Origin of the sequence: Paenibacillus paludis (genome assembly GCF_042610515.1) — a bacterium.
GTDB lineage: Bacteria > Bacillota > Bacilli > Paenibacillales > Paenibacillaceae > Paenibacillus_AQ.
The window spans coordinates 76,907-99,100 of sequence record NZ_JBGJZP010000010.1; the positions used below are offsets into that span (position 1 = coordinate 76,907).

Here is a 22,194-nt window from a genome sequence, read left to right on the forward strand (position 1 = left end):
CCATTTTGAATGGTTGCTCGACACTCCATTTTACCAAAGGATGGTTTCCTTTTGTTTAATCTGAATAAAAATAGGGGCGTCCCTCAGGTCATCGTCTATGACAACTTTTGGGAAAGCCCCTTCACATGTCGGAAGATTGTTTCTAATGGTAATAAAATGATAAAATCTATATTGTTGCATTGTTTGCTATATATTAGAAAAATTTGTCTGCATATTGAAAGAGTACAGGATTATATTACTATTTTTTTAAAAAGGAGATGGTATATGAACGGGTTTTGGAAATAAATCTTATTTAGGATTTGTTGTTCCTTAATTTTTTTAACAGTCGATCTAAAATGAAACCAACAAGATACCAGAAAGCTAATGTGGTGAGATAAACTCCCGTTATTGGAATGTCTGCTTTTCGTACAAAATGAGATGATTCGTATATCCAGACCAACGGACTAGTTATGGCCAACAGTATGTTATAGTCGTCATTTCCTGAAACATTTACAACAATAGCAACAAATGAAATTAAAACTAACCAAAATCGAAATGATTTCATTAAAGAACGAATTAGTTTCATTAACCACACCTCCAATTTTTACATTTGAAATAACATCCAATCGTCTGACTAGCTATACTCAATTAAATATACACCTACTTCTTGAATTATATGAGTTATCTCGAATAAAAGCGAAAGAAGGTCAAGTGATGAAACTTAACAAGCCAGTTGTAACAATTGGTACTTCTATCCTTTTAATATCAACCATCGTTCCTGCTGAAGTTTCAGATGTAGTGACAGAAAAAGAGTACGATCCAAAATTAAGAGCATTGACTATAGATATACTAGCTAATGGCAATGGAATAGATAAAGGCGGTTTTGATAAAATTAAAACTGTGATAGAAGATAAAAGTGAAGATGAAAATCTTCGGAGATACGCTTTATTACAATTAGAACCACAACAAGACGCTAAATTGAGTGCTGAAATTGCTGCCGAGAAGTCAATTAACTTGAAAGCAATTTATGATGACTCTAGTGAACCTGTTGAAGTAAGAGCTGCTTCAATTACAGCTATGCGTAGATTAAGCGATCCTAATTTTAAAGAAGTGTTAGCTTCTTTAAGCAAAAGTGAAAACATGAATGATCCGTTACTGCGTAATTTTGTTACGAGCGCTGCCAAAGTTGGAGAACTAGATAATTATACAGAAGTAGTAAATAAAATTCTTCAGGAACTCCAACCGATTTTGATATATCAAGTAAAGCAAATGTACAGTTCCATGCTAACTTAGGATATGACCAACCTTGGATAGAGGTTAGTCCAAGAGTACAGCGCGGAGCTGCCCCTGTAACCAATCCTACTAAATGGACGCAATTGCGGCCTAGAACCTCATAAATCAGGTATAGAAAGGGCTGTCCCAAAAGTAGATTCTCTATGAAGGGAGACAGTTCACTTCATTCTTAAAACCACAAAAAGTAAGCAAAGCAGCGATTCTCCCGTTATTGGAGGATCGCTGCTTTGCGTTTTTGGTCATTAGTGGCTTGCTTTAGCAGATTGTGGGCAAGCGAAAGCCAACCGACCTCTAGTGTCACTTTTTCCATGCCGCGAAGCAGAAAGCGCCGAAAGCCCCGATTGTTCTTCAATTGTCCAAATACACTTTCCGGTTCCGTCATTCGGCGTACGGCCAGGGCGTAACCTTCTTCACTTCGTAGAATCTCCCGAGCCTGACTGGGCATTAGTTCGTTTCAAAAAGCCATAAAATTAATTATGGAACGTCTCAATGATTCAAGGGATCATCTGAGACGTTTTTTCTATTAGGAGGGGCTCCATTGAAGATTGCTTACGGAAGAGTTTCAACGAAGGAGCAAAATGTAGAGCGGCAGCTTCTGAAATTCCGGGAGTTAGGGATCGAGGAGCGATTTGTTTTTGTCGATAAGCAGAGTGGCAAAGATTTTGACCGTCCACGCTATCAGGCGATGCGGCTTATGCTGCGGGAAGGAGATCTGGTTTATTTGGATGCGCTGGATCGGTTAGGCCGGGACTATGACGGTATCATTACCGAGTGGAAGCATATCACACGCGAGATTTGTGCGGACATTGTGTGTCTGGATAATGAAACGCTATTCGATTCCCGGAAGTTTAAGAAAATGGGGGATTTTGGAAAAGTGGTGGAGGATCAATTTCTTAGCCTGCTGGCATATGTGGCTGAACAGGAACGTAAGAAAAATCGTTTGAGGCAGGCAGAGGGTATTGAAGTAGCCCGGACGGAAGGGGTTACTTTTGGCCGACCCAAACGTGAAATTGATAACACATTCATTGAAGTATATGAGGCATGGAAATCTGGTGAGTTTACTGCAACGGAAGCCATGAGAAGGGGTGGCATGAAGAAGCTACTCAATGAAAGTATAATATAGCCTCCTTTGCGAAAAAATGTTAAAAATCAACTTACCCAAACCATGTATAAGGTTTGTCCATCTCTATACTCTTTATCAGCATATATATTGTGAAAGCGTTGGTTTAGTGTGTTTTCTCTTACTAGGTTATAAAGTAATGCATATGCTAATTTAGGGTCGCCAGTAGTATAGCCTTCAAATTCAGTCCCTATTTTATTAAAAGCATCGCCATTATAAACCCATTCTTCTGCTTCTCGTAAAGTATCAAAATTTATCATTTCTCTGAACCAGCGTATATCTTTTTTGTGTGTTTTTTGATTTTCATCTTTGATGAAGTGAGAAGAGTATTCATCTGTGTTTTGTCCCTCGCCCACGGCAATACCTCCCTTACTCAATGAAAAAGGTCTAAAATTTATTTTTGTTTTTATCTTATGGAACCAAGCATGAAACTGACACTATCCCTCCCGCGCGTGAGCTATCAATCTTAAAATTAACACCTACAATATCACCTGATTCTAGGTATGAATTTCCCCAAAAATTGGTACGGTAAGTCGATATACTCCCGTGAAATAAATAGTTAGAGGGCTCATTGAGGGGCGTGAATATTTGCTTCATTAAAAAAATGTGTGAGCCCAGACGCTGTAGTAACAGTACCATTCGTTGCTGAGACTGTGACTTGCGGTCCAAAAGCAGCAATTCCTGCTGGTGTAACTGTCAATCCCCAAGCTAAAACCCTATCAAAGGAATACTGTGATATAAAATTTGTGAGTCCAAGGTTACCCCCTCGTTCTGCTAATAGGGCAGGATAGTTACAGAAACATTACCGACTCAGTGCTTAGGACCAGATGGTAGGAATATCCTTATTGTTAGGAAACTATCATAATTAGATTAAATTAGACTCAAAAGGTGGTGGTTCGGTGATATGCCATAAGTTAATAGTTATTGAACAAATGACGCGAACTAAGCATGCATGACCGCCAAAAAAAAGAAGATATAGCTACCGCTACAACTTAATCCCTTCCAGCTTCATATCATTTGTTCGCAAAATAGGCAGGGTGGGTATTAGCCGTTGATATGTAGCTTTCCAGATAAAACTAATAACGCAACTGATTTAGAATATAAGTCATACTGTCAAGTAGCGGCTCTGTCTGTTTGTACCTTCTAATGATAAGGCAAGTACACAAGCTATCAATTAATCCCAGATGTGCAATTCTAGAGGACACAGCTTCTTTTAGAAAGTCTGCTTCAATAGATGAGATGACCAATCTTCTATCTGAGAGATCCAGAAGGGGAGATTTATAAAAACTTGTAATGCCAATAATTTTTGCGCCTTTTCCTTTTGCAATTTGTAATGCTTCAATTGTATCTTTTGTGCGGCCGGTATGTGAAATACCAAGTACCACGCATTCATCATCTAGCATGCTTGCAGATATGCGACTGATATGAGGATCGGTGGCTGCATAAGCCGGAAGACCGATACGCATAAAGCGATAATAAGTGTCTTGGGCGAGTGTGGCGGATGTTCCAATGCCGTAAATTTCTATTCGCTTAGCCTCTAATAAAAGTTGAACCGTTCGATGGAATTCCTCTTTATCCAATGTATTTATTGTATTCTGTAAGGTTTGAATGCTTGAACTGAATACCTTCAAAGCAATCGAGTAATCGTCATCATGAAGACTGATCTCTTCTGGTATGAGGTATGATGATTTGGAAATGTTCTTAGCTAAATTAATTTTTAGGTCAGTAAATCCGTTCAAACCAATTAATCGGCAGAATCGGACAATACTTGAATCTGCGACTGACAGAAGAATAGCCAATTGAGCAATTGTCATATTAATGACATCAGCGGGGTGACTCAGAATGTATTCCGCAATTTTTTTTTCTCCTTGATGCATAGAGGGTAAAAAATTTTTAATAATGACTAGGTAATCCTTCTCAATGTCCATGAACGCTCTCCATACTTTTAATTAATCAACATCTATGATTTTATATTATCTCACTCCAATCAATTCAAGTAAACCCCGTTCAAATTTACAATATTTAAACATCACAATAATCCTCAGTTAACATTTAACGGTTACGATAACAATGCATGATCGTCAAGGAATAATATTCTGCAATAACTGAATTTATAAAGAATATTTTTCCTTTATGAAGGCGAACAGTCAGGAGGTATGATCCATGAATCGAATCCACATTTATTAAAATACGATACTTATTTTATTTTGCAAAGTTTGTATGCGGGATTGGAGAAGGAGATTACGATACAGCTTTTGCAAGATTAAACTTCAGATCGGTAATCCATTCAAACCTATTAGTTTGAAGAAGCGAACGATGGAAGGCAGTAAGTTTCGGATCATGACCTTTAGCGGAGGACATCGATTCATCTCTCCATTACCTGGACGTATATTTACATCACATTTTCCTGAGATGTATTTGTAGTTTACAAATGAAAGATAGAATTAAAAAAGCTTAAAAGAAGTGAAATTCACTGGAAATAATTATTGAAAGAATTATACTCCATAGGCCAAAATCGGGAGAAAATAGGGATGACATGTGAGCTTGGGCATTATGAAACTTATATTTTTGACCTGGATGGATGTTTGTACGCGGGAAATGAACCATACCCAGGGTCAATCGCACTTATCTCATACCTTGCGGACAAGAACAAAAAGATCATTTTTCTGAGCAATAATTCTACCGAGACATCGGAGGAGGTACTTGCCAAAATGTCGGGCATGGGATTTCCTGTTTTGGGAATGCAGGCTATGGTAGCTACCGATTTAACCGGAAAATATTTGTTAGAGAAGTACGGCAAGGTAACTGTATCTGTGTGCGGATCGGAATCCTTGGAGGCAAGCCTAAGGGGATTTGGACATCGAGTCGTCCGCCTGGACGATCACAGCAAATCCGAATTTATAGTATTAGGCCGGGATGTCCAATTTAATTATGAGAAATTGAGTAGAAGCGTCAACCAAGTGCAGAGGGGTGCAAAACTGGTTATTACCAATTCCGATGTGTACCACCCAGGTGCATTCGGGGAACGAGTGCCAGAGACGGGGGCACTGCTGGCGTCGGTGCTTTCCATGTTGGACCGGCCAAGTGTTATTTCCATTGGAAAACCCGAGTCATATCCGTTTCAAAAAGCGCTTGAGCTTTACGGAACGAGCCGGGACGCGTGCCTAATGGTTGGCGACAATATTTACACCGACATTAAGGGGGGCAAGAATGCGGGAATTGACACGCTTTGGATTTCTTACCATAGAAGTCGTCCACGAGCAAGCCCAGTTCCCACTTATAAGGTTCCCACAATTGACGGTTTCTACAGAAAGTTGCGCAGTCAGATCTGATACTACCAGAATAATTCCCCTGGGAGTAATCATGCTAAGAGGCGATAGGGTCTTAGGAACGTTTTTACGAAAAGATTGTGTGCCTGAATTCGCGGCATTTTTACCTTTAAAAATGACGATATCAAAGCCAGCACAGGGGGAAAGCCATGTTGAAGATCGTAGTGATGGGGGACCTGCATTATTCGCAATCGTTCGCTGATCCTTCGTTGAAGGAGTATCAGGAAGATTTCCTCAAACGTTATCTCGATAATGTATTTCAGGTCCCGGCCGATATGCATGTTTCAGTCGGTGACTTAACGCACTCTGGCTCTCCTGCGGAATTCGGCCGGATCTACCAAATTGCGAGTGAGAGACATATTCACTTCTACCAAGCGATAGGAAATCATGATGCTCTGACGATCCCTAAGGAGATGATACCTTCGGTAATGCGGCGTCCCCTGTATTTTCATGTGTCGACGGAGGATGCCATTGTGGCGTTTATCGATACAGTGCGGGAACGGTGTCCTGATGACTCTTCGGGAGCGATCTCGGACGAACAACTCGACTGGCTGCAGGAATTGATATTGAGCAGCGAGAGCAAGCCGGTTATATTGTTTGCCCATCACCCGTTGTTTGGAACCACCACTTTTTCCGAGATGGAGCATCTGTCCATCAGGAATGACCGGCTAACACGCATTCTCGCGAGTAAGCAGGGAATCGGGTTGTATTGCAACGGTCACAATCATATTCACTCTACACACCACAGCAGCCCATGGGTGTATATTCAGACCGCCGCTTGCCTAATAAAACCATCTTATCGGATCATTACAGTACATGACAGCGATGTATTTATCGAAACCCGTTTCTTGAACGACGACATGCTTACGCAATACGGACAAATGCTGGGCGAGGAACTACTTTATATCCCTGACCAAATCCAGCCGCCGGTCCGGCCCATCGACTTGGAACTTCGTTTATGGGGCATTTAATTCATGGATGACCAAACTGATTGAGAGAGGAAGTGGAAATATTGGAAATAAAACAACATAAATTTATATCGTCCTACTTAGGGTCAGACATCAGCTTCAAATGGCTTCGCGGCAATCATCATGGACACTCGACGAGGTCAGATGGCACCGATGAACCTTTAACAATTGTGCGTGCTTATGAGGAAGCTGGATACGATTACTTTGCCCTTTCCGAACATGATCTTTTACTCAGACGAGAAGAACTACAGCCCTATACTAAGATGTGTGTGATCCCGGCCGTAGAGGTCGCGGCTAAAGACTTACAAACTCTTCAATATCTTGGAGCTGACAGAGTACTCCCTGCGTATTCACTAACTCCCAGCGAAATTATGGATAGTGTGCATCAGGCCGGAGGACTTTGCATTTTCAATCATCCCAACTTCAAGCCCTTTCATGAATATGCTACAGATCAAATGCTCGATTCGATGGAAGGCATTAAAGGTATAGAAATCTATACTGGAGTTATCGAAAGACTTTTCGGACAGGCTTTAGCGACTGATCGCTGGGACTATCTGTTGAGTAAGGGATGGAAGGTTTATGGACATGCAACGGATGACCAGCATGAGCGGGTAGATCAATTTATAGCTTGGAACTGTGTGCAGTGGCCAGATTCGCAAGCCATTGATCCAGAAGGAATTGTCGCCGCACTTTCAGAGGGACGCTTTTATGCATCAACGGGAGTATCCATTTCAAAAATTGAATCAAAAGATAACAATCAGTGTATTTCAATAGAATCCGATGCTGATGAAGTTCATTGGATTAGTCGAAATGGGGTTGTATTGAAAAAAGTAAATGGAGGTTCTTCCACTTTGACCATGAAGGAATTGCGTGAGAATCCCAGATTACACAATAAAGAACTGAGTGAAGCATTCTATGTACGTATCGAGTGCTTGGGGCATGGTAACAAGAGTGCGTGGTCCCAGCCATTTTGGATTGTCCCCGAAGAGTGAGGGCATTCTTTTAGAGTATGGATTCGTTAGCTTAAAAGATAATTATTGTTTAACAGACGGATACGATAGGTTGAAGGTCCTTCATCTCATCTTAGTTTCCGGAATGTGGAATTATGCATAAACGCAGCACCTTGTAATTGGAAATGGAATTATACAAAATTGCATCGAGAGGGGTATTTCGATGAATAAAAGGATGATTGGTTTACTAGCTATTAGCACGGCATTACTAGTTACAACCGCTTGCAGCAGCGGCGGCAGTGGAGGTTCAGGCAAGAAGATTGAAATCAGCTTTACTGACGTTGCTCCATCGCCTGAGAGAGAGAAATTCTTTAATGAAATCATTGCTGATTTCGAAAAAGAAAATACGAATATCAAAGTGAAATTGGAAACAGTGCCTTGGGATCAAGCGTTTGCAAAGCTGACAACACAAGGTCAAAGCAAAACATTGCCCGATGTAGTCAACGTTTACCCAGCTTGGTTAACTACTTTTGTTCCAGCAGGATATCTGGAGCCGATTTCGACCCAATATGATGAATGGGATAATAAGGATAATCTTACAGCGTTCGCAAAAAACGTTACAATCGAGCAACAGCAGCGTGAACCATTCAAAGATGTTTATCTCATTCCGGATGCTTTTATGGGCGGAGCATTGTTCATAAGAACAGACTGGATGAAAGAGGCTAATCTGGAAATGCCTAAAACATGGGATGAATTGTTTAATGTTGCCGAGAAATTGACAGATCCAGCCAAAAATCGTTATGGTTTTTCATATCGTGGAGCTCGTGCAGGGTTTGACCAAATCTTAGCTTACATTTTCTCTGTTACAAAAGGCGAAAGCTATGAAGCAGACGGCACATCGGTTCTTTTAAGACCCGAAGCATTGACTGCATTCAAGAGATACACCGATATCTATAAAAAAGGCTGGGCTCCAAAGGACTCCATAAACTGGGGATACCAAGAAATGGTGCAGGGTTTCACATCTGGCGTAACCGGAATACTAGCTCAAACTACTGAAGTAGTAGCTACGGCAAAAGATTCCATGAAGGATGGTACTTGGACAGTTATTCCTAATCCTCATGCAGTAGACGGCAACACATATGCCGGAGCAGGAGCTTCATGGGGCTACAGTATTTCCAAAAACTCTAAGAATAAAGAAGCAGCTTGGAAATTTATTGAGTTCATATCCAAACCGGAAAACAATAATAAATATAGTAAAGTAATGACCATGATCCCAATCATGCAAGATTCTCTTAAAGATCCTGAACTAGGCCAAGGTCCAATGAAAGGCTTTATCGATATGTTGAATGATCCGAAGCTGATACCTCCTGCTGATTATGGCAAATTCCCTGAGCTTGGTGAATTCAGAGAAAGCTTTATGGATGCAGAAGTACAAAAATATTTATTGGGTACACAATCAGCAGAAGATACGTTGAAGCATTTGGGAGACTTCTTAACGAAGGCACAACAGAAATTTATGAAAGACCACCCTGACATTCCAGTTCCACATGCAGCAAATTATAAAGGCGAGTAAGGATACGATGCATATGATTCCTACACTATCAGGGGTTGGTTCACTGACCTCTGATATGTCTTTTTGAAATTCAGAAGTGACTGGGGGTTTCTTCAATTGAAATTTATTCGTAAGAATGAACCGTATATACTGCTCTTTCCTAGTTTTTTTCTTTTATTTATTTTTCTGGCGTATCCCTTATTGAGTTCTATCTTGTATGCCTTCCAAAGCTATAAGCTGACCGCTCCTAATGATATTGGTTTTAACGGGCTTGCAAACTTTAAAGCTGTTCTTACGGATAATAACTTTCCGTTAATCATGAAAAACACTTTAATCTGGGTAGTTTTAACGGTAGGGGCGCAATTTGTACTCGGTTTAATTCTCGCTTTGGCATTGAGTCGCCCATTTCCTTTGCGTAATGTTTATCAGGCTGTCGTTTTCCTGCCATGGGCAGTGTCCTCCTTTGTCATCGGCTTGACATTCCGCTGGTTTTTTAATACAGAGTACGGGCCTGTTAATGATATTCTGTTGAAGCTTGGGATAATTCACGATAAAATTTATTTCCTGTCCGATCCTAAAATGGCGCTATACTCGGTTATTATTGCCATGGCCTGGACGGGGATTCCTTTCTTTGCAATCATGCTGCTTGCAGCGATGCAATCTATTCCGCATGAGATTTACGAAGCGGCGGAAATGGATGGAGCGGGCATAATTTCTAGGTTTTGGAATGTTACCTTTAGTTATATCAAGCAAACTATTCTGATTACATTGCTGCTAAGGACCATTTGGGTGTTTTCATCTGCCGAATTGATCTATATTATGACGACTGGCGGACCTGCAAATTCATCTAACACCTTAGCTTCCTATATGTTCATGAAGGCTTTTGCATCGCTAGACTACGGCCAAGCGGCGGCTATTGGTCTATTCTTTATGGTGTTATTACTCCTATTTGCTTTTGTTTTCCTTCGTCTCACTAAATTTGAAAAGGCAGGTAACTTATAATGTACAAAAAACAACGTACGCCTATTGTTATAGTCCGTTTTGTTGTTTTGTCGGGTTATCTGCTGATGGTATTAGCGCCATTCTATTGGCTATTCATCACATCGTTAAAACCCAAATTAGATATCCTTACAACAGATATTCAGTATTGGCCTAAACACATTACATTTGACAATTACATCTATCTTTTCGAAACCTCTAATTTTGCTGTATTTTTTAAGAACAGTATTATTCTTTCATTAGCTACCGGATTCTTTGGCACCTCTCTGGCTGTACTTGGTGGTTATGCGATGGCAAGGTTCAAATTCAGAGGGCATAATCTTGTCATTTATGGGTTGCTGTTAACACAATTGATTCCCGGAGTACTTGTTTTGGTACCGACGATTATTATGTATTCCAAGCTTGGGTTAACAAACACAATGGGTGGACTCATCCTTTTCTACACAGTGGGAACGATTCCGTTTAGCTTGATCCTGATGCGGAGCTTCTTCGATCGAATTCCGATGGATCTTGAAGAAGCTGCATTGATTGACGGTTGCAACAAAATGCAGTCACTGTTCAAAATCATTCTGCCTCTAATGGTACCTGGTGTAATTGCAACCTTCATATTTGCCTTTATTGGAGCGTGGAACGATCTGCTTGGAGCTGTTATGCTTATTAGCAGCGACAGTTTAAAAACAATTCCAGTAGGATTGAACATGTTTATACACAACTATGATATTGATTGGGGTGTCATGACGGCTGGAGGCATAGCAGCAACCGTTCCATCGTTGATTATGTTTGCCTTTATGCAGCGATTTGTTGTTAACGGACTGACGGATGGGGCTGTAAAAGGGTAGAAACCCTATGAAGAGATAGTCTGTCCATTAAGTAGAATACAGCGTTTTGTTGTAGATGGATTGACAGATGGAGCCGTTAAAGGAGAACACTCGATAAGTTTGAATAGATAGAGGTAGAGGGTGGAGAGGTCAGATGAGCAAGTTATTAGGGAAGGAAACCAAGGACGCAGGTATGCAGACCATTCTTGCCCATTATGGGGATGAAACGTTTCTAGGAGCGGTTGTTCCACCCGTATTTATTAATACACTATTTACATTTGATTCGTATGAGGCATTCCAAAAGTCGCAATGGCTGGAAGAGACTTATTATTATTCAAGGATTTCTAATCCTACTCAGCAGATAGCAGAGAAGAAGCTAGCGGCGTTGGAAAAGGGAGAGGCGGCCAAGCTATTCACTTCGGGAATGGCAGCGATCTCCTCTACGTTGCTTCACTGCTTGAGCCAAGGCGACCATGTGGTCTGCAGCTATCCGATATACGGTGGCACACATCAGCTGCTTCAAAGTTACTTGCCTAAGTTTGGTATTACTGCTGATTTCGTGGATTTCAGACAATTAGACCAGGTACAAGCAGCGATTAAGCCGAATACGAAAATACTGTATTGTGAAGGGTTTTCAACCTTTTACATGGATGTGTTCGATATTCCGGCTGTCGTACAAATCGCCAAGGAACATCAATTACTAACCGTAATGGATAACACTTGTGCAACACCAGCAACTATGCGCCCCATTGAATGGGGCATTGACATCGTGATCCATTCCGCTTCCAAATATTTGTCAGGTCACAGTGATGTGACTGCTGGAGTAGTAATTGCATCGCAAGAGCGGATCGACGCGATAGCGAACAATGAAATTGTATTGCTTGGGGCTACACTAGCACCGTTGGAGGCGTGGCTGGTTACTCGTGGACTGAAGACATTCGGATTACGTATGAAGCAGCATGCTGAGTCCGCGAAGCAAATTGCGCTTATGCTTAGCCAGCACCCTCAAGTCAGCAGAGTTAATCTTCCTTTGCTGGAGCAGCATGAGCAGCATGAGCTTGCGGTACGACAGTTTAGCGGGAATACAGGTTTGTTCAGCTTTGAGATGCATGGCGGTCCTTGTGCTGTAGCAAAGCTAATGAACAATCTGAAACTATTTCAAATCGGCGTGAGCTGGGGAGGCTTTGAAAGCCTGATTTATTCCCCAGGTCTAGCCATTAATCCCGAACAGAAATCTCGCACCGAGCATGAAACACGATTAGAGCACACCGTTAGGTTATCTGTTGGGCTCGAGGATATCGATGATTTAATGGAAGACTTTAATCAGGCATTAGCTAGCCTATAAAGCAAGTTACGTTAGGCAAGTAAACTGCTAGGAGAGTAGCTAAATGACTCAATCCTAATCCTGGCATATAAAGAAGGTAAAGCATCGCTAAACCTAAGGTACCTCCTCCTCAACGCGGATGAGCAACTGCGCGTAAAAATCGCGCGGGGCGGAAAGCGGTGGTTCTTTCCGTCATTTATAGCCGCAGAAGCGCTTGTCGATTTCTGAGTTAATCCCGGTTAGACCTGCCTTCACAGAACTCAGGAGAGCGAAGTCCAGAGGGAGAAACGTATGCCCGTCCGACCAGCCCAAGGTTAGCATACGAAACCCTTTAGAGTAAGCCCCAGTTGCATGATCCTTATTATAATAAATTCAGAAGAGCTGCATTTGCGCAGCTCTTTTGTTGTTTATGAGGCATTCCAGGATTGAGTCGTGTGCTTTATAGAGGATTTGAAGAAATACATACTTTTTTAGCACGTTCTTCGAACGATTTACGTGCTTAAAGAGTGTAGGATCATATTGTAAGAAAATTGGATAGGGAGGTAGGGCATCATTGCATATTGTACTTTTAGGTATCAAACCTGAACTTAGTGATCCGCGTTGACACTGGCTTCTTATATCTTAAACCCACAGCCTCACCGCTTGTGGAGCGGGAGACGAGCTGGTATATTCCCAATTGGGTAGATGACATGATTCATAAAGTCGATGATATGATTCAATCGTTCAAAGACCTCATGTCCGGAAAGCTGATCAAAGATGCCATTGAAGGTTTAGTTGTTCTGTTGGTGGACGAGCTCATGTCACCGCTCTATGATGCCTTTGCCAAGAGCTACTTGTTTACTCCGCAGATTGCCGAAATCGATAAGGTTCGTTTTTTAGAAATATGGAGTGCAAAGAGTTTAGGTGGTTGAACAAACTTTTTCGACCAAATTTTGACCCTATCTGTAACTGAACTAATCGGAATTCATTGTTTAAGAATTTCAGAGAGCATGGGGCCTGTTGCTGCAGGAGATCTAAATTGGCTGTATTTAAAAAGAACCCACAGTTCAAAAACGCCTGTGAGTTCTCTTTGCACACTATATAAGTTGGAGGCAAGCTTAATCGCCCCCACCACCACCGCCGCCCCCACCGCCGGAATCGCCACCGCTGCTATGGCCGCCACCATCCCAGCCTCCGCCGTGACTATGACCGCCGCCATCCCAGCCGCCATGCCCGCCATGATGACTGTCCCAGCTGCTGCCGCCATGACTATGACCGTGATGACCGCCGTTCCCGCTGTTTCCGTCATGGTGATTGCGGGTGTGATTGTTGTTGTCGTTATCGCCCGTAAAGAGATTTGGATCCGCGCCGGGGAAGAAATAATTGTCAGCCGAATTATTTCGGTTCCGCAGCCGGTTGCTGCCGCCGTGTTTCCTGCCGTTATCACGGATAACCGCCTGGACGACGATAAACACTAACACACCAATAAAAACAATGCCGATGCCCAAAGTAATCGCTCCTTCAAGGTTTCTTACCAAGATTGTACCATATTATTGCAGCTCTGCACCTTAATTGCACAGGAGAATGACACATCTAGTAGATAATTCAGCGGTCATGCCGGAACTGCCTGGGTGTTACTCCGGTATATTTCTTAAAGACTTTCGTGAAATAGCTCTGGTCGTTGAAATGAAGCCGGGTGGCGATATCCGACAACGTGACCCCGGGCAGCTCGATCAGCCGCTTGGCCTCCTCAATCCGCTCCCGCTGGATATAATCGCTGACAGAAATTCCATTCTCCTTCTTGAACAGCTGAGAGAGATAGCTGGCATTCAGCCCGGCCACCTCAGCCAATTTGCTCAAAGTAAGCTCCTCGTACATGTGGTTGAAAATATAGTTCTGGCATAGTGCAGAAGTGCGTGACAGCTTTGATCGGCGGTTGTCACGCACATGATCGGCGAAATCGCACAGAGCCGCGAGCTGGGCTTTGTCAACGGCGGGAATATCCTTCAGTTCTTCGATATGCTGAATGTGGAAGTCGCTCAGCGTATAGGCGATTTCCCAGAACAGGCCCCCGTCGATCGCGGCCCGGGTTGCCAGTGTGATGGAGGAGATGGCCAGATTTTTTTTGCTGCGCAGCTGGCTTTTCTTGGAGAGCCGCCCGAAGCTTTCCTCGGAGAAGGAGGCTTGGGACCGCAGGAGTCCTGCTTTGTCTCCGATTACGATATGGCGGAACATCTCCCGTTCGAGCATCGGCTCATGATGCAGCCAGGTGTTCTCACGCCGGTAGGAGTGATCGAGATCCGAACGGCTTTCCGTATGCTGCACAGGCTCATGATGAGTAGAGGCAAGCAGCAGCTCCGTGACCGAAAGGGCTTGTCCGTTGACCAGTGAGTACAGCAGCAGGGCGGCATGGTACCATCTCGTCCGGCTCAGCACCGGCAGGCCGCGGTAATACTGAAGCCACTCTTCCACATGGCCAAGCGGGAGGTTGTGGTCATTCATCAGGCTGGCTACAGTAGTCTCGGTCATTGAAGCGGCCAGTGAAGGGCCGAGTATTATCGTTCCGCCAGTCCCAAGCTCTGCAGGCAGCTTAAGCATAATGAAATTTTCCAGAAAACCGGTAGTGTGCAGATACGGCAAAAAGGAAGTCCCCCCGGTGTTTCGGGGAAGGTTGTTTTCAAGTCCAGAGACGAACTCCGCAATTTCGGCCAACATCCCGGCGTGGGTGGGCGCAGCCGGCCGTTCTTCCATAGAAGGAGGGAGCGCCAGTTGAAGGTTGCCTGCACTGTCCAGCCAGCAGACCGGAATCTGGTAAGCTTCGTAGATTAATTTGCAGATGTATTGTAATCCTTCTGTTTCCTCCAGGTAGTCTAACATCTTCATCCATCGACCTCCCGATCCAATGAAAATACCAATAATACAATAGTAATACCATAAATGCAGGTTGAAGTATATTAGAATGGGAGTAGAAAAACCTATTTCGAGGAGGCATATGATGACAACTCACATTTCAAACCTCATTTCGCAAATGACACTGGAAGAAAAGGCCGGACTTTGCTCCGGGCTGGATTTTTGGCACACGAAAGGCATCGGGCGGCTGGGCATTCCCTCTTTGATGCTAACCGACGGTCCCCATGGACTGCGGAAGCAACAAGGGAGCGCCGACCATCTCGGACTCCATAATAGTGTACCGGCAACCTGTTTTCCATCCGCAGCCGGGCTTGCATCTTCCTGGGACCGTGAGCTGATTCATGAGGTCGGCAAGGCGCTCGGCGAGGAATGCCAGGCGGAGGATGTAGCGGTCCTGCTTGGACCGGGAACCAATATTAAACGTTCCCCGCTGAACGGGCGGAACTTCGAATACTTCTCGGAAGATCCTTATCTATCCTCGGAAATGGGCGCCAGCCACATCCAAGGAGTGCAAAGCCAGGGCGTGGGCACCTCGCTAAAGCATTTTGCCGCCAACAACCAGGAACACCGCAGAATGTCTACGAATGCCATCATTGATGAGCGGACGCTGCGGGAAATTTACCTGGCCAGCTTCGAAGGCGCAGTGACACAAAGCCAGCCCTGGAGTGTAATGTGCTCTTATAATCAGCTGAATGGTGAATACGCTTCCGAAAGTGAAACACTGCTGACGAAGGTGCTTAGAGAGGAATGGGGCTTTGACGGCTTCGTCGTGTCTGACTGGGGAGCGGTCAATGAACGGGTGAAGGCGCTGCAGGCCGGGCTTGAGCTGGAGATGCCGTCAAGCGGAGGCATTGGTGATGCCAAAATCGTGGCCGCAGTGAACAGCGGGGAGCTGTCCATGGAAACGCTGGATAAAGCTGTGGAGCGGCTGCTGTCCTTTATTTTCAAAAGAGTGGAGAACCGCAAGGAGAATGCAACGTTCGATCTGGAGCAGCATCATGCGCTGGCACGAAAGGTGGCCCGGGAAAGTATGGTGCTGCTGAGAAACGAAGATAATATTCTGCCGATTGCCAAGAGCGGAACGCTTGCCATTATCGGCGAATTCGCCAAAAAGCCGCGTTACCAGGGCGGAGGCAGCTCGCATGTCAATCCGACGAAGCTGGATGATGCTTTTGCCGAAATGCAGGCGGTGGCCGGCGATTCCGCAAGCTTCCTGTATGCACAGGGCTATGACTTGAACAGCGATGAAATCAACAGTGAGCTGCTGAAGGAAGCACAGCAAACAGCACAAGGCGCAGATGCTGCGGTGTTGTTCCTTGGACTGCCTGACAGCTATGAATCGGAGGGGTATGACCGCAGCCATCTGTCGCTGCCTGAAAGCCATAAGGCGCTGATCAAGGCGGTGGCTGAAGTTCAAGACCAAATTATCGTGGTGCTGAGCAACGGCTCCCCGATTGAGATGCCTTGGCTGAATCATACGAAGGCTGTTCTGGAAGGTTATCTGGGCGGGCAGGCTTTTGGCGGCGCGATTGCCGATCTGCTCTTTGGTGAAGTAAGCCCAAGCGGCAAACTGGCCGAGACCTTCCCGCAGAAGCTGAGTGACAATCCCTCCTTCCTCAATTTCCCCGGTGAAGGCGATACGGTGGAATACAAGGAAGGCCTGTTCGTCGGCTACCGCTATTATGATAAAAAAGAAATCGAGCCGCTGTTCCCGTTCGGCTTTGGACTCAGCTATACGCAATTCGAGTACAGCGGTCTGAAACTGGACAAGAGCAGTATCAGGGATACGGATGTTGTCCAGGTGACGGTCAATGTCAAAAATACAGGCAGCCGGACAGGCAAAGAGGTGGTTCAGCTCTATGTCAGTGACGTGGAGAGCAGTGTCATCCGCCCGCTGCACGAGCTTAAAGGCTTCCAGAAGCTGGAGCTGCAGCCGGGGGAACAGCGTGAAGTCTCCTTCACCCTGAATAAGCGTGCTTTTGCCTATTACAACGTGAAGCTGGCGGACTGGCATGTGGAAAGCGGAACGTTCAATATTGCCGTAGGCTCTTCATCGCGGGATATCCGGCTCTCCGCTCCACTTACGGTAACTTCGACAACGAAGATTACGGTAAGTTTCCACCGCAACACCACGGTAGGCGATTTGCTGGCAAATCCGTTGACTGCGGAAAAAGCAAAGAATTACAGCAGTATCTTTGGCCTGGAAGATGCAATGGATGATAATCCGGAAATGTTCCTTGCCATGATGAAATATATGCCGCTGCGTGCGATGATCGGCTTTGGCCAAGGGAAATATACCGAGGCTGATTTGGCCGAAGATTTGCGGGAATTGAACGCGCTGGTTGCAGAGCAATAATCGCCGCCTGCCGAATCACTGGCAGGAAGACATAACCTGTTAGGAATAGAAAAGGCAGCGCCCCGTTATGAGGCCGCTGCCTTTTGACAGGTTAAAATAATCCAATCCGTGATTGCCGGATTATCCAATTCCATTATGAATGACCCGAGATATAATGAAAGCGTAATCATTAAAAAAATACAGCTCCAAACTAAACCAATGGAGGAACTTATAATATGGCTGATACAATTCAGAAATGGTTTGCCAGCACGGAAAAAGCACCTTGGATGGCCCAAAACATCCCTGGTCCTGGTCCAGAACAAGCCGGGACGGCCGCGAATCTGACCGTTACCGCAGAGACGTTCCAGACGCTGGAAGGCTTCGGCGGCTGCTTTAACGAATTGGGCTTTGTGGCACTGGGGCATCTGCCGGAGGAAGAACGTGCGGGGCTGATGCATGAGCTGTTCCATCCCGAAGGGGAGCAGCGGTTCAGCATCTGCCGCCTGCCGATTGGAGCCAGCGATTATGCGCTGGAATGGTACAGCCTGAACGAGAATGACGGGGACTACGCCATGGAGCATTTCTCCATTGAGCGTGACCGGCAGATGCTGATTCCCTACATCAAGGAAGCCCTGCAGCTGAACCCGGACCTCAAGCTGTTCGCGTCCCCCTGGAGCCCGCCGACATGGATGAAGTTCCCCAAAGCGTATAACTATGGAACACTATGCTGGGAGCCGCAAGTTCTTGAAGCATACGCCCTTTATTTCGTGAAGTTCGTGGAAGCCTACCGTGCAGAAGGCATAACGATTCATCAGGTGCATGTGCAGAATGAGGTGGTTGCCGACCAGAAGTTTCCTTCCTGCGTCTGGACCGGGGAGCAGCTGAGGATCTTCATCCGCGACTACCTTGGCCCGGCATTCGAGAAGCATGGGCTGGAGACGGAAATTTGGCTGGGGACGATCAATGCCCCGGAGCCTTGGGATGAGTGGCTTAAAGCTAAATCAAGCGATCATGATGCCTTCGCCGGGGTGGTGCTCGGGGATCCCGAAGCCTATAAATATATTAAGGGAGTAGGCTATCAATGGGCCGGCAAACATGCCATCCAACGCACCGCGCAGAGCTACCCGGAGCTGCGGTACATGCAGACCGAAAATGAATGCGGCGATGGCAAAAATACGTGGTTTTATGCGAGATATGTATTTAACCTGTATCAGCATTATTTCATGAACGGTGTGAACGCTTATATCTATTGGAACATGGTGCTTGAGCCCAAGGGAAGGAGCACTTGGGGCTGGGAGCAGAATTCCCTGCTGACCATTGACCCCGGCCAAAGACAAGCGACCGTGAATCCGGAGTATTACGTGATGAAGCATTTCTCCCGGTTTGCCGTCCCTGGTTCAGTAAGAGTAGGGCTTAAAGGTCCGTGGAGCGGCCATGCCGTTGCTTTCCGGACACCGCTGGGCGGGATCACGCTCGTTCTGGCCAATCCATTCAAGGAACGGCGGATGCTGCACTTGCATAGTGGTTCCTCCTCGTACTCCCTGGAGCTTGAACCGGAATCCTTTCATACGTTTGTCCTTAGTTAACAAGGCATTCTCCTTAAACTAACGTCCATTCTTCGCGGGGCGTTAGTTTTTTGTTAAGATAAAATAATTTAAAGCATTCCACACTTAGCATGAATTGTTGAACCCAAGAAAATTCCATTCTGACTTGGGCAAACTATGGCAAGTGAAACTTGGAGGTTGGTACAGCAATGAGGGTTGCCGATTGGATCATGAAACTTACTGAGCCTTTCCGCCGCAGTATCCGCAATAAGCTTATTCTGACTATGATTATCCTCGCTGTTGTGCCAATTGTGACGATTACAGCACTGGCAGCCGAGAACAGCCGCCGTTCAATGGAGGCCGAGGTCATCAGCACGAATCTTTCCAATATGAAATGGACCGGTGTCTATCTGGGTGACCAGTTCGCCCAGCTTAATAATCTGATCTATACCGTGCTGATCAGCCCCCACCTGAGCGAATACCTCGCGAATGTAGAGGAGTCCAGCCTGTCCAGCCAATTTGCCGCACAGCGGAACATTATTGATACGCTGACGAATCTGTTCTACTCTGCGGGCAATCATGTGGTGGGGGTGGAACTGTATCTGAAAGAATATAACAAGCTGTTTACTATCAACGCCTCGCAGAGTGACATTGCCTCAACAGCCGGAATTCCTGCTCCGTATAAGCTGCTTTTTGAGCAAAACAAGGATTTCACAATAGCCGTTGGCGGCAACGACAACGGGAAATTCCAGCTGATCCGCAGCATTAACCGGTTTGAGAACCAGGAGAAGCTCGGAGGCATCTCCCTGGAAATCCGCTGGGGTGTACTGGATCAGACGCTGAATCTATTAGGCCGGGGCAACGATCATACTGTATTTATCGCTAGTAGCGACGGCAAGGTGCTGTACCAGCCCTGGGGAGTGACTCCTTCGGAAGCCATTCTGGACCGGGTTGCTGGCACCGGTGAGGCACAGGGCTTTTTCCGCGGTGACCAGGCCTATGTGTTCTACAATACGATTGATCCAGTGGGTCTCAAGCTGGTCACCGTTATTCCGAACAGCTTCATTAACCAGAGTGCGCTGGCGACCATGAACTTCGGATTGATTGTAGGCGCCATTACCGTGGTCGTGGCGATATTGCTCGCCGTCATTCTGGCCTGGAGGCTGGCGACGCCAATCGTCAGTCTGGCCCGGTCCATCCAGGGCTTCGGCTTAATGAAGGAGCGTGAAGTGCGGCTCAGCAACCGGGTCGATGAAATTGGCCTTCTGGAGACGAAGCTGTACCAGATGTCGTACCGCATCCGCGAGCATATCCGGACGGAATATGTTATCGGCCTGGAGAAAAAGAGTGCCGAGCTTAAAGCACTGCAGGCGCAGATTAATCCGCATTTCCTGCAGAACACCTTGCAGATGATCGGCAGCATGCTGTTCAAGAACAGCCCGGCGGAAAGCTACGGGGTGCTGAGATCGCTCAGCGACATGTTCCGCTACATCATCCGCGAGCCGGAGGACTTGGCCCCGTTGCGGGCGGAGCTGAACCATCTGAACAATTATATGCAGATCCAGCAGCAGCGTTTCGCGGCCCGGCTCAGCTATGCGATTGAAGTGGATGAGCAGGCGACGGACAGTCTGATTCCGAAGCTGAGCCTGCAGCCAATTGTCGAGAATGCTTTTTTTCATGGGCTGGAACAACAGTCGGGCCCCTGGGTGCTGGAGGTCAAGGTAACTTGTGAAGGGGAGGACACGGTCATTACCATCTGCGACAACGGGATCGGGCTGCAGCCGGATAAGCTGGCGGAGCTGCGGGGAAGACTGGAGCGGCGCAGCGGCGATTTATGGACGCATGGGGAGCGGATTGGCCTAAGCAATGTTGCTTCACGGATTCAGATGCATTTTGGCGGGAAATATGGGATTGGTCTAGATAGCATTCAGGGGCAAGGCACAAAGGTGACTGTAACAATACCACTGGAAAGGGACGGTGCAAACCATGCTTAAAGTGCTGCTGGTGGATGATGAAAGCTGGAACCGTGACATTGTGCGGACGTTTGGCTTATGGGATGAACTGGGCATGGAGATTGCCGGAGAAGCAGAAGACGGGAGCGAGGCGCTGCGCCTGGCCGGTGAGCTGTCCCCGCAGATTGTCATTACCGATATGCGGATGCCTGGTGCGGACGGTGTCAAGCTGATGAATCAGCTTCATGAGTGTTATCCAGAGATTAAAGTGATTGTTGTGAGCGGCTACGACGATTTCAACTATGCCCAGAATGCCATCCGCTACGGTGCGGTGGATTATTTGCTGAAGCCCATTGATCCGGGGGAACTGAATGACGTGCTGCGCAAATGCCGGAAGGAGCTGGAGGAGAGCTACCGTGCCCGGGAACCGTTCGCCCTCGATATTGAGGTATCCTTCTCGCTGTCTTCTTACAAGCAGCTGATGAGGGTGCATTTCAATGAGCTGAATCCCGAAGGGGTCAATGCCGTCCTTGAAGGAATAGAGAAAGAACTGGTGCAGGGAGGCTCTGGCAGACCGGGAATGCTGCGGCAGGCGGCAAGCGAAATGCTGCTGCTGCTGAAGGAGCTCATGCGGAGCAACGCACTGGAGGAGGATGTCCTGAAGGCGGAGATCCCCCGTGAGGTTTTGATGTCCGGGAGCAGCACCGCAGCGTATCTGAAACAGCTCTACGGGACAAGTCTGGAGCAGCTGATCGGACAGCGCAAGTTCAAGAATAAGCTGAACTTGGATGAGGTCCGGCAGTATATCAATGCCCACTTTGCCGAAGTGGTAACGCTGGAAGGGCTGGCCAGAGCTTTTTTCGTCAGCAAGGAATATTTGAGCAAGGTGTTCAAGCTGGAGTATGGCTGTAATGTTACGGATTATATCCTGCAGCTGCGGATGGAGAAGGCGAAGGAATGGCTGGCTGAGGAGAGCATTCCGATCAAGACGGTGGCAGAGCTGGCCGGATATGAGGATGTCGGCTATTTCTACAGAGTGTTCAAGAAGCATTACGGCGTTGCCCCCGGTGAAATGCGCAAGCAAGCAGCCGGTTTAAAAATGTCCAATCCGAAAGGGTAATTCCGTCCAATTAACCGCTTTC

Annotated in this window: 18 protein-coding genes and 1 pseudogene; 14 read left to right on the forward strand and 5 right to left on the reverse strand. The window is 46.1% G+C overall.

The annotated features are described in order from the left end of the window. Positions 1–693: 693 nt before the first annotated feature. Positions 694–1,272 carry a hypothetical protein gene (locus ACAN56_RS19875; RefSeq protein ID WP_379145259.1) on the forward strand — a complete coding sequence of 193 codons (579 nt, stop codon included), beginning with the start codon at positions 694–696 and terminating at the stop codon, positions 1,270–1,272. A 208-nt stretch (positions 1,273–1,480) separates the two neighbouring features. Here the strand turns inward: ACAN56_RS19875 and ACAN56_RS19880 are convergent. Beyond that, positions 1,481–1,711, reverse strand: a pseudogene (locus tag ACAN56_RS19880) (transposase); the annotation flags it as partial. Between the two features lie 99 nt (positions 1,712–1,810). Here ACAN56_RS19880 and ACAN56_RS19885 point away from each other — a divergent pair. After that, on the forward strand, positions 1,811–2,395 hold the full coding sequence (locus tag ACAN56_RS19885) for a recombinase family protein (RefSeq protein WP_379145263.1): 585 nt from the start codon (positions 1,811–1,813) through the stop codon (positions 2,393–2,395). 26 nt (positions 2,396–2,421) lie between these two features. Here the strand turns inward: ACAN56_RS19885 and ACAN56_RS19890 are convergent, their stop codons facing one another. Beyond that, positions 2,422–2,748 (reverse strand): hypothetical protein, encoded by a 327-nt coding sequence (locus tag ACAN56_RS19890; protein ID WP_379145266.1) that lies wholly within the window; start codon positions 2,746–2,748, stop codon positions 2,422–2,424. Between the two features lie 720 nt (positions 2,749–3,468). Next, on the reverse strand, positions 3,469–4,320 hold the full coding sequence (locus ACAN56_RS19895) for a MurR/RpiR family transcriptional regulator (protein ID WP_038587806.1): 852 nt from the start codon (positions 4,318–4,320) through the stop codon (positions 3,469–3,471). A 603-nt stretch (positions 4,321–4,923) separates the two neighbouring features. On the opposite strand from ACAN56_RS19895, the gene ACAN56_RS19900 reads away from it, so the two are divergent. The 8 genes from ACAN56_RS19900 (at position 4,924) to ACAN56_RS19935 (ending at position 13,243) form a co-directional block, all read left to right on the forward strand. Beyond that, on the forward strand, positions 4,924–5,724 hold the full coding sequence (locus ACAN56_RS19900) for an HAD-IIA family hydrolase (protein WP_038587809.1): 801 nt from the start codon (positions 4,924–4,926) through the stop codon (positions 5,722–5,724). 146 nt (positions 5,725–5,870) lie between these two features. Beyond that, positions 5,871–6,692, forward strand: a complete 822-nt coding sequence (locus tag ACAN56_RS19905) for a metallophosphoesterase family protein (RefSeq protein WP_038587813.1) — start codon at positions 5,871–5,873, stop codon at positions 6,690–6,692. A gap of 41 nt (positions 6,693–6,733) precedes the next feature. Then, positions 6,734–7,681 carry a PHP domain-containing protein gene (locus ACAN56_RS19910; RefSeq protein WP_038587816.1) on the forward strand — a complete coding sequence of 316 codons (948 nt, stop codon included), beginning with the start codon at positions 6,734–6,736 and terminating at the stop codon, positions 7,679–7,681. 181 nt (positions 7,682–7,862) lie between these two features. Then, positions 7,863–9,212 (forward strand): ABC transporter substrate-binding protein, encoded by a 1,350-nt coding sequence (locus ACAN56_RS19915; protein WP_038587819.1) that lies wholly within the window; start codon positions 7,863–7,865, stop codon positions 9,210–9,212. Between the two features lie 96 nt (positions 9,213–9,308). Further along, positions 9,309–10,193 (forward strand): carbohydrate ABC transporter permease, encoded by an 885-nt coding sequence (locus tag ACAN56_RS19920; protein WP_052091911.1) that lies wholly within the window; start codon positions 9,309–9,311, stop codon positions 10,191–10,193. After that, positions 10,193–11,029 (forward strand): carbohydrate ABC transporter permease, encoded by an 837-nt coding sequence (locus ACAN56_RS19925; RefSeq protein ID WP_038587822.1) that lies wholly within the window; start codon positions 10,193–10,195, stop codon positions 11,027–11,029. The genes ACAN56_RS19920 and ACAN56_RS19925 overlap by 1 nt, the downstream gene beginning before the upstream one ends. A 133-nt stretch (positions 11,030–11,162) precedes the next feature. Further along, positions 11,163–12,353: a trans-sulfuration enzyme family protein gene (locus tag ACAN56_RS19930; RefSeq protein ID WP_379145274.1), complete on the forward strand. Its 1,191-nt coding sequence runs from the start codon at positions 11,163–11,165 to the stop codon at positions 12,351–12,353. Positions 12,354–13,021: 668 nt separating this feature from the next. Beyond that, entirely contained in the window at positions 13,022–13,243 is a 222-nt protein-coding gene (locus tag ACAN56_RS19935; protein WP_038587825.1) for a hypothetical protein, read from the forward strand. A 186-nt stretch (positions 13,244–13,429) separates the two neighbouring features. On the opposite strand, the gene ACAN56_RS19940 is transcribed toward ACAN56_RS19935, so the two are convergent. Next, the gene (locus ACAN56_RS19940) at positions 13,430–13,849 is read right to left on the reverse strand and encodes a hypothetical protein (RefSeq protein ID WP_197073668.1); all 420 of its coding nucleotides are present in this window, start codon (positions 13,847–13,849) and stop codon (positions 13,430–13,432) included. A 67-nt stretch (positions 13,850–13,916) separates the two neighbouring features. Further along, positions 13,917–15,194 carry a helix-turn-helix domain-containing protein gene (locus ACAN56_RS19945; RefSeq protein WP_379145278.1) on the reverse strand — a complete coding sequence of 426 codons (1,278 nt, stop codon included), beginning with the start codon at positions 15,192–15,194 and terminating at the stop codon, positions 13,917–13,919. 112 nt (positions 15,195–15,306) lie between these two features. On the opposite strand from ACAN56_RS19945, the gene ACAN56_RS19950 reads away from it, so the two are divergent. From ACAN56_RS19950 to ACAN56_RS19965, 4 genes are all read left to right on the forward strand, one after another. Beyond that, entirely contained in the window at positions 15,307–17,577 is a 2,271-nt protein-coding gene (locus ACAN56_RS19950) for a glycoside hydrolase family 3 C-terminal domain-containing protein (RefSeq protein WP_379145280.1), read from the forward strand. A gap of 215 nt (positions 17,578–17,792) precedes the next feature. Next, positions 17,793–19,142: a glycoside hydrolase family 30 protein gene (locus ACAN56_RS19955; protein ID WP_379145282.1), complete on the forward strand. Its 1,350-nt coding sequence runs from the start codon at positions 17,793–17,795 to the stop codon at positions 19,140–19,142. Between the two features lie 167 nt (positions 19,143–19,309). After that, on the forward strand, positions 19,310–21,094 hold the full coding sequence (locus ACAN56_RS19960) for a sensor histidine kinase (RefSeq protein ID WP_379145284.1): 1,785 nt from the start codon (positions 19,310–19,312) through the stop codon (positions 21,092–21,094). Continuing rightward, entirely contained in the window at positions 21,087–22,172 is a 1,086-nt protein-coding gene (locus ACAN56_RS19965; RefSeq protein WP_379145286.1) for a response regulator transcription factor, read from the forward strand. Before ACAN56_RS19960 ends, ACAN56_RS19965 begins: the two co-directional genes overlap by 8 nt. The last annotated feature ends 22 nt before the right edge of the window (positions 22,173–22,194 follow it).

What these genes read in the sequence shown, in the direction of transcription:
- ACAN56_RS19875 (WP_379145259.1), top strand. Translation starts at nt 694, where the DNA reads ATGAAACTTAACAAGCCAGTTGTAACAATTGGTACTTCTATCCTTTTA.
- ACAN56_RS19915 (WP_038587819.1), top strand. Translation starts at nt 7,863, where the DNA reads ATGAATAAAAGGATGATTGGTTTACTAGCTATTAGCACGGCATTACTA.
- ACAN56_RS19930 (WP_379145274.1), top strand. Translation starts at nt 11,163, where the DNA reads ATGAGCAAGTTATTAGGGAAGGAAACCAAGGACGCAGGTATGCAGACC.
- ACAN56_RS19905 (WP_038587813.1), top strand. Translation starts at nt 5,871, where the DNA reads ATGTTGAAGATCGTAGTGATGGGGGACCTGCATTATTCGCAATCGTTC.
- ACAN56_RS19900 (WP_038587809.1), top strand. Translation starts at nt 4,924, where the DNA reads ATGACATGTGAGCTTGGGCATTATGAAACTTATATTTTTGACCTGGAT.
- ACAN56_RS19965 (WP_379145286.1), top strand. Translation starts at nt 21,087, where the DNA reads ATGCTTAAAGTGCTGCTGGTGGATGATGAAAGCTGGAACCGTGACATT.
- ACAN56_RS19950 (WP_379145280.1), top strand. Translation starts at nt 15,307, where the DNA reads ATGACAACTCACATTTCAAACCTCATTTCGCAAATGACACTGGAAGAA.
- ACAN56_RS19895 (WP_038587806.1), bottom strand. Translation starts at nt 4,320, where the DNA reads ATGGACATTGAGAAGGATTACCTAGTCATTATTAAAAATTTTTTACCC.
- ACAN56_RS19955 (WP_379145282.1), top strand. Translation starts at nt 17,793, where the DNA reads ATGGCTGATACAATTCAGAAATGGTTTGCCAGCACGGAAAAAGCACCT.
- ACAN56_RS19960 (WP_379145284.1), top strand. Translation starts at nt 19,310, where the DNA reads ATGAGGGTTGCCGATTGGATCATGAAACTTACTGAGCCTTTCCGCCGC.
- ACAN56_RS19935 (WP_038587825.1), top strand. Translation starts at nt 13,022, where the DNA reads ATGATTCATAAAGTCGATGATATGATTCAATCGTTCAAAGACCTCATG.
- ACAN56_RS19925 (WP_038587822.1), top strand. Translation starts at nt 10,193, where the DNA reads ATGTACAAAAAACAACGTACGCCTATTGTTATAGTCCGTTTTGTTGTT.
- ACAN56_RS19945 (WP_379145278.1), bottom strand. Translation starts at nt 15,194, where the DNA reads ATGAAGATGTTAGACTACCTGGAGGAAACAGAAGGATTACAATACATC.